Source organism: Serratia sp. CMO1 (assembly GCF_015689115.1).
GTDB lineage: Bacteria > Pseudomonadota > Gammaproteobacteria > Enterobacterales > Enterobacteriaceae > Serratia > Serratia marcescens.
The window spans coordinates 1,419,428-1,434,987 of record NZ_CP065032.1 but is presented as its reverse complement, the minus strand read 5'-3'; the positions used below and the strand labels follow the sequence as shown (position 1 = coordinate 1,434,987).

The 15,560-nt window shown below is 63.4% G+C and carries 15 protein-coding genes; 5 read left to right on the top strand and 10 right to left on the bottom strand.

All coding sequences use genetic code 11. From position 1 onward, the window contains the following. Positions 1–3 precede the first annotated feature (3 nt). The gene (locus IT763_RS06810; protein ID WP_033640932.1) at positions 4–633 is read left to right on the top strand and encodes a flavin reductase family protein; all 630 of its coding nucleotides are present in this window, start codon (positions 4–6) and stop codon (positions 631–633) included. A 169-nt stretch (positions 634–802) separates the two neighbouring features. Then, complete coding sequence (locus IT763_RS06805) at positions 803–1,063, top strand: YdgH/BhsA/McbA-like domain containing protein (protein ID WP_016928525.1); 261 nt, start codon at positions 803–805, stop codon at positions 1,061–1,063. 68 nt (positions 1,064–1,131) lie between these two features. Here the strand turns inward: IT763_RS06805 and IT763_RS06800 are convergent, their stop codons facing one another. Next, positions 1,132–1,548 carry a putative T6SS immunity periplasmic lipoprotein gene (locus IT763_RS06800; RefSeq protein WP_049299520.1) on the bottom strand — a complete coding sequence of 139 codons (417 nt, stop codon included), beginning with the start codon at positions 1,546–1,548 and terminating at the stop codon, positions 1,132–1,134. Positions 1,549–1,824: 276 nt separating this feature from the next. Here IT763_RS06800 and IT763_RS06795 point away from each other — a divergent pair, with 276 nt between their 5' ends. Further along, positions 1,825–2,460 carry a carbonic anhydrase gene (locus tag IT763_RS06795; RefSeq protein WP_004939270.1) on the top strand — a complete coding sequence of 212 codons (636 nt, stop codon included), beginning with the start codon at positions 1,825–1,827 and terminating at the stop codon, positions 2,458–2,460. 63 nt (positions 2,461–2,523) lie between these two features. Here the strand turns inward: IT763_RS06795 and IT763_RS06790 are convergent, their stop codons facing one another. The 4 genes from IT763_RS06790 to IT763_RS06775 are packed head-to-tail and all read right to left on the bottom strand — an operon-like array spanning position 2,524 to position 7,536. Further along, complete coding sequence (locus tag IT763_RS06790) at positions 2,524–4,380, bottom strand: M3 family metallopeptidase (RefSeq protein ID WP_151254862.1); 1,857 nt, start codon at positions 4,378–4,380, stop codon at positions 2,524–2,526. A 46-nt stretch (positions 4,381–4,426) separates the two neighbouring features. Beyond that, positions 4,427–5,386, bottom strand: coding sequence for a DNA-binding protein YbiB (gene ybiB / locus IT763_RS06785; RefSeq protein ID WP_016928528.1), 960 nt, complete (start codon positions 5,384–5,386; stop codon positions 4,427–4,429). A 38-nt stretch (positions 5,387–5,424) separates the two neighbouring features. Further along, positions 5,425–6,054 (bottom strand): FMN-binding negative transcriptional regulator, encoded by a 630-nt coding sequence (locus tag IT763_RS06780; protein ID WP_206195284.1) that lies wholly within the window; start codon positions 6,052–6,054, stop codon positions 5,425–5,427. A gap of 57 nt (positions 6,055–6,111) precedes the next feature. After that, a complete protein-coding gene (locus IT763_RS06775) occupies positions 6,112–7,536 on the bottom strand; it encodes an MFS transporter (RefSeq protein ID WP_033640935.1) in 1,425 nt (474 codons plus the stop codon). Between the two features lie 99 nt (positions 7,537–7,635). On the opposite strand from IT763_RS06775, the gene IT763_RS06770 reads away from it, so the two are divergent. Further along, positions 7,636–8,475, top strand: a complete 840-nt coding sequence (locus tag IT763_RS06770; RefSeq protein WP_049299516.1) for a helix-turn-helix transcriptional regulator — start codon at positions 7,636–7,638, stop codon at positions 8,473–8,475. Here the strand turns inward: IT763_RS06770 and IT763_RS06765 are convergent. The 4 genes from IT763_RS06765 to prpB form a co-directional block, all read right to left on the bottom strand. Next, entirely contained in the window at positions 8,472–9,101 is a 630-nt protein-coding gene (locus tag IT763_RS06765) for a LysE family translocator (protein WP_049299515.1), read from the bottom strand. The two genes, IT763_RS06770 and IT763_RS06765, sit on opposite strands and share 4 nt — an antisense overlap. 79 nt (positions 9,102–9,180) lie before the next feature. Further along, complete coding sequence (locus IT763_RS06760) at positions 9,181–10,632, bottom strand: bifunctional 2-methylcitrate dehydratase/aconitate hydratase (RefSeq protein WP_115436699.1); 1,452 nt, start codon at positions 10,630–10,632, stop codon at positions 9,181–9,183. Between the two features lie 50 nt (positions 10,633–10,682). Beyond that, positions 10,683–11,846 (bottom strand): 2-methylcitrate synthase, encoded by a 1,164-nt coding sequence (gene prpC, locus IT763_RS06755; protein ID WP_016928534.1) that lies wholly within the window; start codon positions 11,844–11,846, stop codon positions 10,683–10,685. 33 nt (positions 11,847–11,879) lie between these two features. Then, positions 11,880–12,770 (bottom strand): methylisocitrate lyase, encoded by an 891-nt coding sequence (gene prpB / locus IT763_RS06750; RefSeq protein WP_016928535.1) that lies wholly within the window; start codon positions 12,768–12,770, stop codon positions 11,880–11,882. 244 nt (positions 12,771–13,014) lie between these two features. On the opposite strand from prpB, the gene prpR reads away from it, so the two are divergent. Beyond that, a complete protein-coding gene (gene prpR, locus IT763_RS06745; RefSeq protein ID WP_206195283.1) occupies positions 13,015–14,601 on the top strand; it encodes a propionate catabolism operon regulatory protein PrpR in 1,587 nt (528 codons plus the stop codon). A gap of 3 nt (positions 14,602–14,604) precedes the next feature. Here prpR and IT763_RS06740 read toward each other — a convergent pair whose 3' ends face one another. Then, positions 14,605–15,513: a DMT family transporter gene (locus IT763_RS06740; protein WP_117287001.1), complete on the bottom strand. Its 909-nt coding sequence runs from the start codon at positions 15,511–15,513 to the stop codon at positions 14,605–14,607. Positions 15,514–15,560 lie beyond the last annotated feature (47 nt).

The window sequence follows — 15,560 nt, the reverse complement described above, 5'->3', positions numbered from 1 at the left end:
CCCATGAACCGTGAATCTCGTTATTATTATGAACCCGCCGCCGGCCACGGCCTGCCGCACGATCCGCTGAACGCCATCGTCGGCCCGCGCCCCATCGGCTGGATCTCTTCCCGCAGCGCCGCCGGCTTGCGTAATCTGGCGCCCTACAGCTTTTTCAACTGCTTCAACTATCGCCCGCCCATCATCGGTTTCGCCAGCACCGGCTGGAAAGACAGCGTGGCGAATATCGTGGAAACCGGTGAGTTCGTTTGGAACCTGGCGACACGCCCGCTGGCGGAAGCGATGAACCACAGTTCCATCCCCCTGCCGCGCGGCGAGGATGAATTCGCCTTCGCCGGCGTCACGCCGCTGCCCGGGCGCCGGGTCAAAGCCGAGCGCGTGGCCGAAAGCCCGGTGAACTTCGAATGCCGGCTGACCCAGTGCATTCAGCTGCAAACCGCCGCCGGGGAACAGGTGGAGACCTGGCTGATATTGGGCGAAGTGGTGGCGGTGCACCTCGATCCGGCGCTGCTGGACGAACACGGCGTCTACCAGACCGCCGCTGCCGAACCTATCCTGCGCGCCGGCGGCCCAACCGCCTACTACGGCATTTCCGAACAGCACCGTTTCGATCTGGCGCGCCCGACGCGCTGATCGTCTCCCCCTGTTTATGCAGAAGATGAACGGGGGGAATTAATAATCAAAAAATCTGAACAAAATTGTCAACACTCTCCGATTTCATCCCGACTGTCACTGCGCAATAATCTTCCCATCGAAAGGCAAACCCCTTTCTCCCTAATTCACTTTGACAGGAATGACGAACATGAAAACCATCAAAACTTTTGCTGCCGCTATCGCCCTGGCCACCGCTTCTTTCAGCACTTTTGCCGCTGAACACGTCAGCGCCCAGGATGCCGCCCAATTCGAAAAAGCCGGCGTGATCGTCGCCAGCGGCGCAACCGACCTGAGCAGCCTGAAGTCTCAGCTGGCCGCCAAAGCCGATGCTGCAGGCGCCAAGGCTTTCACCATCACCTCTACCAGCGGCAATAACCTGATGCACGCGACTGCGGTTATCTACAAATAATCGCCGCCCCAGACGTCAAAAAGCCCGCCGGATATCACCCCGGCGGGCTTTTTTGATGTTCGCGTACGTCAGCGCTGAATGGGTACGACAGCGAGTTTTTTGCCGTCCGCTTTATCAGCAACCACTGTAAATTCAGCCCAATATTTGCGCGGCGCCTCATTTGACGCATTGCCGACCGTCGCAATCTCAACCGAATAGCTATGCCCAATCTGGAACCCGCCGAAAGCCTCCGTCAGGCATTCGCCTGGCATCACCGCTATCGGTTGCTGACCTGGCGCAACCGAAGTGGACCATTCCGCCTTCCCGCCGGCCCCCGGTTGATAAATTCCGATGCCCACCAGCTCGCGTTTTCCGGCAATATCGTCCGGCACGCTAACGCATACGCGATTATTTTTAACGCTGACGTTTGCCGGATAGAACCAGGGACGCTCCTGCACACAGCCGCTCAGTAATACCAGCGCCAATAAAAAAGTCAGTTTTTTCATTTCATTGCCTTAGGGTTACGCGGCTCTTGGATGAACAACCGTAACACGGTTTCATAGCGAGTTTTAAATAGATACGACAGCTATTTGCCTATCGTCCGCTTCGTCAGCCCCCGCGCGCCAACGAGCCGGAAAACTCTGTCGCAAACAGGCAGAAACCCTGTATTCAATGGGGTTTGCGGGGGGGCTTGCACACACATTTTTTTACCTGCCTATGGCTGGACTAACGGAAGAGGATGATTATCATGTTACGCAGACTACAGATGCAGAGAGCGTTGTATGCAACATATCATTGAAGGTTTCCTCAGTTTCCAGAAAGAGATTTTCCCACAGCGTAAGGAACTGTTTCGCAGCCTTGCCTCCAGCCAAAATCCTAAAGCGCTTTTCATCTCCTGTTCTGACAGCCGTCTGGTTCCCGAGCTGGTGACGCAGCAAGAACCTGGGCAACTGTTCGTTATCCGCAACGCCGGCAACATCGTTCCTTCCTTTGGCCCGGAGCCGGGTGGGGTTTCTGCGACCATCGAGTACGCAGTGGTGGCATTGGGTGTTACTGATATCGTGATTTGTGGCCACTCGAACTGTGGCGCCATGAAGGCTATCGCGTCCTGCCAGTGCCTCGACCCCATGCCTGCGGTAGCTCACTGGCTGCACTATGCGGATGCGGCAAAAGCGGTGGTCGAGAAGAAAACCTGGAATAGCGAAACAGACAAAGTTAACGCTATGGTGGAAGAGAACGTTATTGCTCAGCTAAATAATATCAAAACCCATCCTTCTGTGGCGGTGGGTCTGCGCAACAGCGGGCTACGCCTGCACGGCTGGGTGTACGACATCGAAAGCGGCGAAATTCGCACGCTGGATAGAAACACCAAGAGCTTCGTGTCTCTGGCCGATAATCCCGACGTCTATTTCGAATAAAATAACGCCTGGTTTTAACCATTAAATAAAATCCACGCTTCCGCGTGGATTTTATTGTCAGCCTTAAACCAAACGCGCCTCTATCGCCGCGGCGAAGTCGCGGCACATCCGCTCGTCACCCTCGGCGTTGTCCGCCAATACCGTCTCGCCATCCACTACCCGGATGTGCGCCTGCAAATCGAAATCTGCCGGCGGCTGCGGGCGCTTGGCCGCGGCGGCCATCGTCTGCTGCGCCTCATGCCACGCCTGCGCCACCGTCTGGTTGCAGGCCTGCGCCAGATAGTCCGGATTAAACCCTTCGCCGGTCAGGCTGCGCAGCGTGTCGTCATGGCTGACGCTGTTGCCCGGCAACCAGTAGTGTTGCGCCAGATCCGGGCCAATGGCCGGGTTGTCCGTCAGATAACCGTCGCGCTGCAGGAAGAAGTGGCGGGTTTGTTCCACCGCCATCATCGCCAGCAGGTAGCCCTGATAAGAACAGGCGGACTCCAGCGACAGCAGATGCGGGATCGCCAGCGTCGGGCGCGGGCTGCCGCTGATGCCGAGGATCTTCTGCTCAACCTCGCGCGCCAGCGCGGTGATGGCTTCCGGCGTGCGCTGCCCGTCATCCCACTGATACAGCGCCCACTCGAAGTACGGCACCAGCAGGATATGGCGTTCGTTGAACGCGCGCATCGGCTGGCGCGCCGCGATGCCTGCTTCGATCAGCGCATCGGGCACCGCCTCACCGGCGGCGTTTTTCGCATAGCGTTTCAGCCAATCGGCGTCGTCCAGCAGGCTGTCGCAGAACATCGACTGGGTTTCGGCATAGGCCATCGAAGTCGGCGGGAACTCCTGCGAGAAGCACGGCGCATTCTGGCGAATGTTGGCGAAATGCGCCGCATGACCGCCTTCGTGGAACAGCGTGTTAAGCCCGTAAGCCCCGCTGCCCACCTGCCCCGGCTGCGCCAGACTGGTGAAGTTGATGCGCGCCGGCACCCATTCCCCCTGGCGTACAAACGGCGGCACCGGGCCGTGCATGAAGCCGTTCTCATACTTGCCTTTGCGCACCAGCAGATCGAGGTTCATCTCCGCGCCGCCAAAACCGATGTGCAGGCGTTTGAAGCTGTCGACCCAGCGTTCCAGCGAACGGGAAAACGGGAAATAAGGATCCAGTTGGCGGGTGACGTCGCCGGCGCTGGCGAAGCGGACGTTCCATGGCTCCAGCGCCTGGCTGCCCTTCTCGGCCGCCAGCTGTTGCAGACTGCGCGCGTTGGCCTCGCGGGTTTCCCGCTCGAAGCGATCCAGAATGGCGAACAGCTGCTCCGGCGTCATGCGCTCGGTCTTGTTCACCTTGTAGTCGAAATAGTTGCGATAGCCCATTTGGCGCGCAAAGCGGTTGCGCAGGCCGATCAGCTCCGGCAGGCCGTTATGCAGCAGCCATTGCTCCAGATCGCGCAGCGCCTGCTGCGAGCTGCGGCGGTAGTCTTCGTTCGGGTTGGTCGCCTGGTTGGTCAACAGCTCGCCGAGCGAAGCCGCCACGCGCCGGCCATCGGCGTTCAGATGGGTGACCTGATAGCTCTTGCGGCGCGAGTAGAGATCGGATTCGGCGTGGATGATCTGATCCAACAGCGCCTGCGCCTGCGGGTCTTCAATGGCGTTGCAGTCGAAAAAGCGCAGCCAACCTTGCAGACCGTGGATCAGCGCATCGCGCTGCGCCTCCTGCGGCAACGCTTCCAATCCGGCCAGCAGATTGCGGATCTCGGCCAGCCGGCGCGGTTCGGCGATAAAGCGCTTATAGGCGCTTTCCGCGGCGGAAAAGCGCGCCGAGACGTCTTCGCCGCCGGTGCCCATGTAGTTTTGCCAGAACAGCTCTTCTTTGGCGCGGTGTACGTCGAGGTAATCCTGGTTCAATTGATTGAAGTAATCGAGAGCCTGTTGCATAACCGTCCTTCTCAGCCGATGAGGAAATATCCCAGTATAGTCGCGCTCAGGCCTGATGCAGGCGTTTCAGCCCCTGCTCCAGCGTCTCGCTCTCGCCGGCGGCCACCAGGCAACAGGCGACCTGCCGCTGGATGGCCTGCGGGATCGCCACCTCGCCCGCCAGGCAGCGCTCGGTCCAGCGCGCGGTGGTTGCCGCGTCTTTCGCCGCCGGCAACGCCGGCGTTTCATCCTGCAAGGTGCGCTCCAGCAATATGCGCTGTTCGCCGCCGACGATATGGTGAATCTGCGGGCAGCGCAGCGGATTGGCGTAGGCTTCGCCTTCGGTGCCGTGCATCAACAACCCGCGGGCGCCGATCTGACGGAAAAACGACGCCACTCGGCCGACATACTCCGGGTGTGAGACGCTGGCGAGACGCAGCGCATCCTGTTCGCCGAACGGCGTCGCCAGCTTGGCCAACGTATGGGCGCTGTTGCGCACCCCCATGCGCCAACGCAGCCCGAGCTGCCGCGCCAGCGGCGCCGACAGCGCGGAAACCGGCATGAATACCGCCTCGCCGTTATCGAGACGCTGTTGGGCGTGAGCGGCCTGTTCCGACCACGGCAGCCCAAGCGCGCGGAAAATCTCGGCGCTGGTCACGCGGGTGCTGTCGTCCAGCACGCCGTGCACCACCACCGGCAGGCCCACTTTCGCGAGCAGCAGCGCCAGCAGCGGCGTCAGATTGGCCTGCTTGCGCGCGCCGTTATAGCTCGGCAGCACCACCGGCAATGGCCGCCCCTGCGGCGCCTGCAGCGGCAAGACCTGCTGCTGCATCGCCTGATAGAACCCCAGCATCTCCTCTTCGGCTTCGCCCTTGATGCGCAGCGCGATCAGAATGCCGCCCAACTCCAGCTCGGGGACCTCCCCGGCCAGCATCGCCTGATACAGCTCAAAGGCGGTCTGTCGATCCAGATCGCGCGCATGGTTTTTGCCGCGGCCTATTTCTTTGATAATTTTGGTGTAATCCATCCGAAGGTTCCCTCAGCTCACTCTTCGGTTAGCATACCCTATCCGCGCCGCCGCTCAACCTCCGCCGCCAGCCGCCGCTGCGCTTCATCGCCATCGCGCAGCCCGGCGATCACCCCGCCGGCATCGTCGGCGCTGCGGTTTTGGCTCATTTTCCATTTGCCTTCGCGCCGGGTGACGGCGATCTCGATACCGACGATGCCTTTAAGCTGTGCGGCGATGTAGTTGGCCGGCGCATCCTCGATCCGCCAGGGTTCAGGACGCCGCCCTTCCTGCTGCGCGGTGAAATCGATCAGTTGGCGGCGCAGCCAGGCCGGGTCGTCCGTCACCGTCGGCACGCCATGCAGCTGCACCACGCTGTAGTTCCAGGTCGGCACCACCTTGCCGGTCTGGCGCTTGCTCGGGTACCAGCCGGGCGACACATAGCCCTCCTGGCCCTGAAAAATTACCAGACATTCCGCCGCCTGTTGCAACCGTCGCCAGTGCTCGTTGGCGCGCGACAGGTGCGCCCGCAGCCGGATCTGCCCCTGCTCGACATCAGCCACAAACGGCAGCGGGTCGGCCGTCAATCCGTGCTCGCCGTGGCTGACCAACAGCCCCAGCGGGTGGGCGCGGATCAACGCCAGTTGGGCATCCAGATCGTCTTCGCGAAATGCGGCGGGTTGAAACATCAGTGGGGCTCCTTATCGCGCTCTCATGATGACAACAGTAAAGCACCCGCCGGCGGCCTACTTAAGATCCGCTTTCTGAGTATTTCGAGTGATCCGGTTTAACAAGATCAGGGCGACGCCCATCGCCACCAAATTACAGAGCATCGCGCCGGCAAAGGCCTGCGCATAGCGTTCCGCCGCGCCGCCGCTCGCCAACAGCGGCACAAAACCGACGCCGCTGACCACGATGCCCAGCGCGCCCCCCACCTGCTGCACGGTGGCCACCAGACCCGCCGCCATGCCCGCCTGCCGCTCCGGCGCCAAACCGAGCACCAGATTCAGCAGCGGCGTCATGCTCAGCGCCTGGCCGAATCCCAGCACGACCAACCCCGGCAGCAGCCGCAGCGGATGCGCCAGCGCCCCGCCCCACAGCGCCTGCGCCATCAATAGCGCCAACCCGGCGGCGTAAATCGCCACGCCCGCGCTCAGCACGCCGTTGCCCCAACGCAACGTCAGCCGGGGCGCCAGCATCGAGGCCAGCATAAAGGCCGCGCTGGCCGGGGCGAACAGGCTGCCCGCCTGAAAAGGCGTCAGCCCCGCCCCCGCCTGCAGCAGCAGCGCGAAGCACAAGAAAAACGAGGAAGCGGTGGCATAAATCGCCAGCACCACCGCCATGCCCGGCGCGAAGCCCGCCTGGCGGAACAGCGCCGGATCGAGCACCGCATCATCACCGCGCTGCGCCAGGCGGCGCTCCCAACGCAGGAAGCCCCACAGCGTCAGCAACGCCAATGCCAACATCGGCGCGATCCACCACGGCCAACCGCGCGCCGGGCCTTCCAGCAACGGCAGCAGCAACAGCGACAGGCCGGCCGCCGCCAGCCACAGGCCAACGCCGTCCAGCCGCTGCGCCTGCGCCACTCGCGATTCGGGAATGCGCCGCGCCGCCCACAGCGCCAGCGCGCCGATCGGCAAATTGATCAAAAAGATCATGCGCCAGCCGCTGCCGAACAGGTTGGCCTCGATGATAAATCCGCCGAGGATCTGGCCGAAGATTGCCGCCAACCCCAGCGTCATGCCCAGCCAGGCGAAGGCGCGCCGCCGCTGTTGCGGCGCGTACAGCACCCGCATCAAGGCGTAAATTTGCGGGAACAACAGCGCCGCCGCCGCCCCCTGCAGGATACGCGCGGCGATCAGCAGGCTGAGCGATCCCGCCAGCCCGCACAACAGGGAGCTCAGCGTGAAACCCAGCATACCGAGGCTGAACAGACGCCGACGCCCGAAGCGATCGCCCAGACGCCCACCGGCGATCAACAGCACCCCAAACGCCAGTTCATAACCGGCGACGATCAAACCGATACCGGCGAAATCGGCGGCGAACTGTTGCTGGATCACCGGCGCCGCCACGTTGACCACAAACAGATCGAACACCGTGACGAAGCCGCCTAACAACAGCACCGGCAGACCGGGCAATCCCCGCCGTTCAACAGATAATGAATGTTCCATACCACCTCCAGAGATTATGATGGCCGCAGTATGGAATAGAGTTTAAACTGTTACTATATAGCCATTTATACTATTACTGACAGCAACAGGACGGCCGACATGCCCCCACGCACCCTCGAACGCACCCGCCACGAACTGGGGGATTTTCTGCGGCAAAAGCGAGAACAACTGTCGCCAGAGTCAGTCGGCTTGCCGAGCGGCAGCCGCCGCCGCACGCCGGGCTTGCGGCGCGAGGAGGTAGCGGCGCTGGCCGGCGTCGGCCTCACCTGGTACACCTGGCTGGAGCAAGGCAGGGAAATCAATGCGTCGGTGACGTTTTTGGAAAATCTGGCGCGGGTGCTGCAGCTCGACGCCGCCGGCCGCTACCACCTGTTTTTATTGGCACATCAGCGCCCGCCGGTGCCGGTCGGCCATCAGTGGTGCCAGGTTTCGCCGTTGGTGCGGCGCCTGCTGGACGACCTGACGCTGCGGCCGGCCTACGTCATGAACCTCAGTTGGGACATCATCGCCTGGAATCCGGCGGCGCAGCGGCTGTTCGCCATCGGCGAGCGCCCGGCGCAAGAGCGCAACATGTTGTGGATGCTGTTTGCCGATCCGCAGCTCAATGCGCGCCTGCTGGAGTGGCGGGCGCAGGCGCCGCAAATCCTGGCCAGCTTCCGCCGCGACTACGCCCGCGCGCCGGAGGATGAGGTGATGCGCCAACGGGTACAGGCGCTGGAGCAGGTATCGCCGCAGTTCCGCCAGCTCTGGCGGCAGCATGATATTCACGGACGTTGCCAGGGGCGGCGCAGCTTCACCCTCCCGGAGATCGGCCCGGTCACCTTTGACCACGCCTCTTTCATCGTCGACGAAGAGAACCACCTGCGGCTGGTGATGTACAGCGCGCTGCCGGACGAACCGGCCAGCGCGGCGTTTGAAGCGCTGCTGCGCGAAGATTAACGACGGCTGTCGAAAATGAGTTTGCAGGCCAGCCCGGCGAACACGCCGCTCAGCAGGTAGTTCGGCCAACGGGCGCTGAAGCGACGGCCGACGAAACGGCTTTTCATGCCGCTGACCGCCAGGATCACCCCGCCGTTAATCAGCAAGCCGACCAGATTCAGCACCGTCGCCAGCGCCAGCATCTGCACCACCACCGAGCCGGCGCGCGGATCGATAAACTGCGGGAACAGCGCCAACACGAACAGCGCCATCTTCGGGTTGAGGATGTTGGTCAGCAATCCCTGACGGAAAATGCGCGCCGTCGGCACCGCCTGCAACCCGGCGGAAGCCTGCAGACTGCTGCCGGATCGCAGCGTTTTCCACGCCAGATAGAGCAGATAGGCCGCGCCCAACATTCTCACCGCGTCGTAAGCCAGCGGCACCGCGACGAACAATTGCGACAGCCCCAGCGCCGCCGCCAGCGCGTGGCAGTAAGTGCCGAGCTGAATGCCCGCCAGCGAAGCGAAACCGGCGCGCCGCCCCTGGCTGACGCTGCGCGAAGCGATCAGCAGCATATCCGGGCCGGGGGTCAGCGCCAGCGCCACGCAGGCGCCGGAAAACAACAACAACGTTGCGGCATCAACCATGAATCACCTGATAAGAAGACAGACGGAAATGGAGCGTCCATCATAGCGACGCCGACGTGGCTTGTCAGCGCCGCTCGCGTCAGATCACCCACAAATCGAGATACTCGTTGACCGGCATCTGCGCCAGCCGCTGCCGGTCCAGCGACACCTCGAGAATGCGCTGCTGCTGCAGGGCCGGGAACTGGCGCGCCAGGTTGGTTTTGAACTTCTCGATCAGCAGCGGGATGCCCGCTTCACGCCGCCGCGCATGGCCGATAGGGTACTCCACCACCACCTCATCCAGACGGCTGCCGTCGGCGAACTCCACCGTCAGCGCATTGGCGATCGAGCGTTTTTCCGGATCGTGATAATCGCGCGTGAAGGCGGGATCTTCATGGCAGAGGATCTTGCCGCGCAATGCGTCGATGCGCGGATCCTCGGCCACCCGATCCTCGTAATCGGCCGCCGTCAGCCGCCCGAACAGCAGCGGGATCGCCACCATATACTGAATGCAGTGATCGCGATCCGCCGGGTTATCCAGCGGTCCCTGCTTGTCGATAATGCGCAGGCAGGCCTCATGGGTGCGGATGCTCACCCTGGCGATATCGGCGGCGGTTTTGCCGGCGGCCTGCATCTGGCGGTGCAGCGTCATAGCCGCCTCCACGGCGGTCTGGGCATGGAACTCCGCCGGGAACGAAATTTTAAACAGCACGTTCTCCATCACGTACGCGCCGTACGGCCGCTGGAAGCGGAAAGGTTTGCCGTCGAACGAGACGTCGTAGAATCCCCAGGTCGGCGCCGTCAGCGCCGAGGGATAGCCCATCTCGCCGGTGGCGGCCATCAGCGCCAGCCGCACCGCGCGGGCGGTCGCATCCCCCGCCGCCCAGGATTTGCGGGTGCCGGCGTTCGGCGCATGGCGATAAGTACGCAGCGATTGCCCGTCCACCCACGCCAGCGACACCGCGTTCAGGATCGCCTCACGGCTCAGGCCGAGCAGCTGCGCCACCACTGCGGTGGACGCCACCTTCACCAGCAGCACGTGATCCAGCCCCACCCGGTTGAAGGCGTTTTCCAGCGCCAGGCAGCCTTGGATCTCATGCGCCTTGATCATGGCGATCAGCACCTGCCGCATGGTCAGCGGCGCTTTGCCCGCCGCCACCGCCTGGCGCGAGAGCCAGTCGGCCACCGCCAGGATCCCGCCCAGGTTGTCCGACGGGTGGCCCCACTCCGCCGCCAGCCAGGTGTCGTTGAAGTCGAGCCAGCGGATCATGGCGCCGATATTGAACGCCGCCTGCACCGGATCCAGCTGGAAACGGGTGCCCGGCACCCGGCTGCCGTTCAGCACCTCGGCGCCCGGCACCACCGGCCCCATCAGTTTCTTGCAGGCGGGGTAGCTCAGCGCCTCCAGCCCGCAGCCGAGGGTATCGAGCAGGCAATAGTGAGCGGTGCGGTACGCCGCCGGGGTATCGACGGCCTCTTTCATTACATAATCGACGATATCGACCATTTCGCGATCGAACGGCGGACGGCCGGTGTTGGCAGACTCAAGCATCATGATTCCCAAAGGCTCCATAGTGAAAACGACACGATAACGATCGGCGCTCAGCGCTGATCCAGCGGCACGAACGCCCGCGCTTCCGGCCCGGTATAGTTGGCGGACGGGCGAATGATTTTGTTGTCCTGCCGTTGCTCGATGATGTGCGCCGACCAGCCGCTCACCCGCGCCATGACGAACAGCGGCGTGAACATTTCGGTGGGCACCCCCAGCTGGTGGTAAGACACCGCCGAGAACCAGTCGAGGTTGGGGAACATGTTTTTGGTGTCGCGCATCACGCTTTCCAGCCGGTCGGCGATGTCATACAGCTTCATCGCGCCCGCGTCCTGCGACAGGCGCAGCGCGATCTCTTTGATCACCTGATGGCGCGGATCGGAGACGGTGTACACCGGGTGCCCGAAGCCGATCACCACCTCTTTGTTATCGATGCGGCGGCGAATGTCGGCTTCCGCTTCGTCCGGCGTTTCATAGCGTTGCTGGATCTCCAGCGACACCTCGTTGGCGCCGCCGTGCTTTGGCCCGCGCAGCGCGCCAATGGCGCCGACGATCGCCGAATAGACGTCGGATCCGGTGCCGGCGATCACCCGGCCGGCGAAGGTCGAGGCGTTGAACTCATGCTCGGCGTACAGGATCAGCGACGCATGCATGGCCTGTTCCCAGCTGGCAGAAGGCGCTGCACCGTGCAGCAGGTGCAGGAAGTGGCCGCCGATGGAATCGTCGTCGGTCTCAGGCTGAATGCGCTCGCCGTTGTGGCTGTAGTGATACCAATAGAGCAGCATCGATCCCAACGACGCCAGCAGCCGATCGGCGATGTCGCGCGCGCCGGCCGCGCCGTGCTGCTCTTTTTCCGGCAGCGTGCAGCCGAGGGCCGAAACGCCGGTGCGCATCACGTCCATCGGATGAGACGCCGCCGGCAGCGCCTCCAGCACCGTGCGCACGCTGGCGGGCAGGCCGCGCAGCGCTTTGAGACGGTGTTTATAGGCCTGCAGCTCGTCGCGGTTGGGCAACTTGCCGTGGATCAGCAGATGGGCGACCTCTTCAAACTCGCAGTGGCGCGCGAGATCGAGAATGTCGTAACCGCGGTAGTGCAGATCGTTGCCGCTGCGCCCTACGGAACACAGCGCGGTATTCCCGGCGGGCACGCCGGATAACGCCACGGATTTTTTCGGCTTAACGCCAGTCGGGCTTTGCGGGGGGATCGCTTGGCTCATACTGTCCTCATTTGGCTTCTGCGTGAATGGCGCTTATTCGTCGCGCTGGCGAGCGAACAAAGCGTCGAGTTTCTCTTCGAACAAATAGTAGTTGATGCTTTCGTACAGCTCGTTGCGGGTCTGCATGGTGTCGATGACGCTTTTCTGCGTGCCCTCCTCGCGCAGGGCGCGGTACACCCGCTCCGCCGCCCGGTTCATCGCCCGAAAGGCCGACAGCGGATACAGCGCCATATCCACCCGAGCGCTGCGCAGCTCGTCGGTGGTGAACAGCGGCGTCGCGCCGAATTCAGTGATGTTGGCGAGGATCGGCACCTGCGTCGCTTCGGCGAAACGGCGGTACATGCCCAGTTCGGTGATCGCTTCCGGGAACAGCATGTCGGCCCCGGCCGCCACGTAAGCCTGAGCGCGCTCGATGGCCGCCTCCAGCCCCTCCACCGCCAGCGCGTCAGTGCGCGCCATGATCACGAAGTCCGGATCGCTGCGCGCATCCACCGCCGCCTTGATGCGATCCACCATCTCTTCGGTGGAAACGATGGCCTTATTGGGCCGATGGCCGCAGCGCTTGGCGCCAACCTGATCTTCGATATGCAGCGCCGCCGCCCCGGCCTTGCTCACCGAGCGCACCGTGCGGGCGACGTTGAACGCCGATGCGCCGAAACCGCTGTCGACATCCACCAGCAGCGGCAGTGGGCAGACGTCGGTGATGCGGCGAATATCGGTCAACACATCGTCCAGCGTTGAAATGCCCAGGTCCGGCAGCCCCAGCGAACCGGCCGCCACGCCGCCGCCGGAAAGATAGATGGCCTGGAACCCCGCCCGCTGGGCCAGCAGGGCATGGTTGGCGTTGATCGCGCCGGCGATTTGCAGGGGTTTCTCTTTACTCAGGGCCTGACGAAAGGCGAGCCCGGGTGAGCGCAGCGTCATGACGTTCTCTCCGATTAGCTAGATGGAACAGACAGAGCAAGGGGCGGGCCAGGTTGCACTTTGGCGAGGAAAAAATTAAAAGCGATAAAAATAAGTGAGTTATAAAATTCGCGTCGCCATTGGGCAGACCAAGCGATAAAAAACGTTTCAGTTAACGTTTCAATCGCGGTTTCAATCGGCATATTTGAAACATGACTGAAACAAGGCTACACCTAATGCAGCCACTTTCATTCGGTAACCCACCATGAGCGATCACATCACGCCGTCCCGCACGCCAGACAAACCGGTGATCTGGACCGTCTCCATCACCCGCCTGTTCGATCTGTTCCGGGATATCAGCCTCGAGTTCGACCATCTGGCGGTCATCACCCCGATCCGCCTCGGCTTTGAGGAGGCGGTGCAGCATATCCGCGCTCGCCTGGCGACCGAGCCTTGCGACGCCATCATCGCCGCCGGCTCCAACGGCGCCTACCTGAAAAGCCGCCTGTCGGTGCCGGTCATTTTGGTCAAACCCGGCGGCTTCGATCTGCTGCAGGCGCTGAGCAAGGCGCGCAGAACCGCCGATCGGATCGGCGTCATCACCTACAAAACGCCCCTGCCCGCGCTGCTGGAGTTCCAACAAACCTTCGATCTGCCGCTAGAGCAGCGCAGCTACGTCACCGAAGAGGACGCGCGCGGCCAGATCGCCGAGCTGAAAGCCGCCGGCATTCAGGCGGTGGTCGGCGCCGGCCTCATCAGCGATCTGGCGGAAGAGGCCGGGCTCACCGCCATTTTTCTCTATTCCGCCGCCACCCTGCGCGCCGCCTTCAGCGACGCGCTGGACGTGACGCGCCTGATGCTGGGCGGCGCCAAACGCGGCGGCGACTACGCCGCACGCAATACCCTGCAGCCGCGCTATGGGCTGAGCGATTTACAGGGCGATTCCCAGCAGATGGAACAGACGCGACGCACCATCATGCTGTACGCCCGATCGCCGGCGGCGGTGTTGATCGAAGGCGAAACCGGCACCGGCAAAGAGCTGGCGGCGCAGGCGATCCACCGCGAATACTTTTCCCGGCGCGGCGCGACGCCGCCGTTCGTCGCCATCAACTGCGGCGCCATCGCCGAATCGCTGCTGGAGGCGGAACTGTTTGGCTATGAGGAAGGCGCCTTTACCGGCTCACGGCGCGGCGGCCGACGCGGGCTGTTGGAAACCGCCAACGGCGGCACCCTGTTTCTGGATGAGATCGGCGAAATGCCGCTGCACCTGCAAACCCGGCTGCTGCGGGCGCTGGAAGAAAAAACCATCACCCGGGTGGGCGGGCAACAGCCGGTAAAGGTCGATTTTCGCGTTATCAGCGCCACCCACACCCGCCTGGAGCAGGCGATTCAACAGGGCGATTTTCGCGCCGATCTGTTCTACCGCCTGAGCGCCCTGCGGCTGCAGCTGCCGCCGTTGCGGGCGCGCGGCGACGATATTGCGATGCTGGCGGAACACTTTCTGAAACAGTCGCTGGCGGCGCTCGACGTGCCGCTGACGGAGCCGCTGCGCGCCGCCCTGCCCGGCTGTTACGCCGCGCTCAGTCATTACGCCTGGCCCGGCAACCTGCGCGAGCTGCGCAACATGATGGAACGGGTGGCGCTGATGCTGAGCACCGGCGCTGCGCCGAGCGGCGAAACGCTGCAGTGGCTGCTGCCGGAGCTGGCGGTGGCCCCGCCGCCCGAGACGCCGGCGGCGCCCGTCTCCGCCCACGAAGCCCTGGCGCGGTGCGGGGGCGACCACGCAGCCGCCGCCCGGTTGCTCGGGATCAGCCGCACCACTTTATGGCGTCGGCTGAAAAAACCGAACTGAGCATCAGCCGGCGCGCCGGCCGTCCGAGGCCGGCAGCAGCCGCGCTCGCCGATCGCCCAGCAGGTTCATGCCCGCCGCCGCCAGCAGGATGATCGCCGCGCCCAGCAGCTGCCACGCAGACAGCCGGTGGCCAAACGCCAGGCGATCCACCAGCATGGCGGCGATCGGATAGATGAATGACAGCGAGCCGATCAGGTGGGTCGGCAGCCTCTGCAACGCGCCGTACATCAGCACGTACATCAGGCCAGTATGCAACACGCCGAGCGTCGCCAGCATCCCCCACTGGCCAACGCTGGCCGACGCATGAAAATCCACCAGCGGCAGCAGCATCACCGCCCCCACCGTCACTTGGATCAGCGCAATAAGATGCGGCGGCGTGCCCTTCAGCCGCTTGGCCGCCAGCGCCATCAGGGCGTAGAAAAACGCCGCGCCGAGCGCCAGCGCGATGCCGGCCAGATAATGGCTCTGCTCCCCCGCCAGCCGCGGCTGCGCCAGCACCACCAGCATCATGCCGCCGAACGCCAGCCCCAGCCACAGCAGCTTGCGGGCGGTCAGCCGTTCCCCCAGAAACAGCGCCCCCAGCCCCACCAGCATAAACGGCTGGGTGTTGTACACCGCGGTGGCGATAGAGATAGACGCATAGGAATAGGCGGCGAACAGCAGCAGCCAGTTGATCACCAGCGCGACGCCGCCGGCGATCGCCAGCAGCAGCGTGGCGCGCGTCAGCGCATCGCGTCGCAGCTGCCCCAATACGCCGCACACCGCCAGCAGCACCAGCGCGCCTACCGCGCAGCGCCAAAACACCACGTTGATAACCGGCTGGCCGGACATCAACACAAACCAGCCGATAGAGCCGGAAATCAACATCGCCGCCGCCATCTCCAGCGATCCGCGTTTTATCTCTGCATTCATTCTGCGTTCCTCGAAGCTTGCCCAGAGACATAGCTTGCGGCCTCCCA

What these genes read in the sequence shown, in the direction of transcription:
- IT763_RS06810 (WP_033640932.1), top strand. Translation starts at nt 4, where the DNA reads ATGAACCGTGAATCTCGTTATTATTATGAACCCGCCGCCGGCCACGGC.
- IT763_RS06805 (WP_016928525.1), top strand. Translation starts at nt 803, where the DNA reads ATGAAAACCATCAAAACTTTTGCTGCCGCTATCGCCCTGGCCACCGCT.
- IT763_RS06800 (WP_049299520.1), bottom strand. Translation starts at nt 1,548, where the DNA reads ATGAAAAAACTGACTTTTTTATTGGCGCTGGTATTACTGAGCGGCTGT.
- IT763_RS06795 (WP_004939270.1), top strand. Translation starts at nt 1,825, where the DNA reads ATGCAACATATCATTGAAGGTTTCCTCAGTTTCCAGAAAGAGATTTTC.
- IT763_RS06790 (WP_151254862.1), bottom strand. Translation starts at nt 4,380, where the DNA reads ATGCAACAGGCTCTCGATTACTTCAATCAATTGAACCAGGATTACCTC.
- ybiB (WP_016928528.1), bottom strand. Translation starts at nt 5,386, where the DNA reads ATGGATTACACCAAAATTATCAAAGAAATAGGCCGCGGCAAAAACCAT.
- IT763_RS06780 (WP_206195284.1), bottom strand. Translation starts at nt 6,054, where the DNA reads ATGTTTCAACCCGCCGCATTTCGCGAAGACGATCTGGATGCCCAACTG.
- IT763_RS06775 (WP_033640935.1), bottom strand. Translation starts at nt 7,536, where the DNA reads ATGGAACATTCATTATCTGTTGAACGGCGGGGATTGCCCGGTCTGCCG.
- IT763_RS06770 (WP_049299516.1), top strand. Translation starts at nt 7,636, where the DNA reads ATGCCCCCACGCACCCTCGAACGCACCCGCCACGAACTGGGGGATTTT.
- IT763_RS06765 (WP_049299515.1), bottom strand. Translation starts at nt 9,101, where the DNA reads ATGGTTGATGCCGCAACGTTGTTGTTGTTTTCCGGCGCCTGCGTGGCG.
- IT763_RS06760 (WP_115436699.1), bottom strand. Translation starts at nt 10,632, where the DNA reads ATGCTTGAGTCTGCCAACACCGGCCGTCCGCCGTTCGATCGCGAAATG.
- prpC (WP_016928534.1), bottom strand. Translation starts at nt 11,846, where the DNA reads ATGAGCCAAGCGATCCCCCCGCAAAGCCCGACTGGCGTTAAGCCGAAA.
- prpB (WP_016928535.1), bottom strand. Translation starts at nt 12,770, where the DNA reads ATGACGCTGCGCTCACCCGGGCTCGCCTTTCGTCAGGCCCTGAGTAAA.
- prpR (WP_206195283.1), top strand. Translation starts at nt 13,015, where the DNA reads ATGAGCGATCACATCACGCCGTCCCGCACGCCAGACAAACCGGTGATC.
- IT763_RS06740 (WP_117287001.1), bottom strand. Translation starts at nt 15,513, where the DNA reads ATGAATGCAGAGATAAAACGCGGATCGCTGGAGATGGCGGCGGCGATG.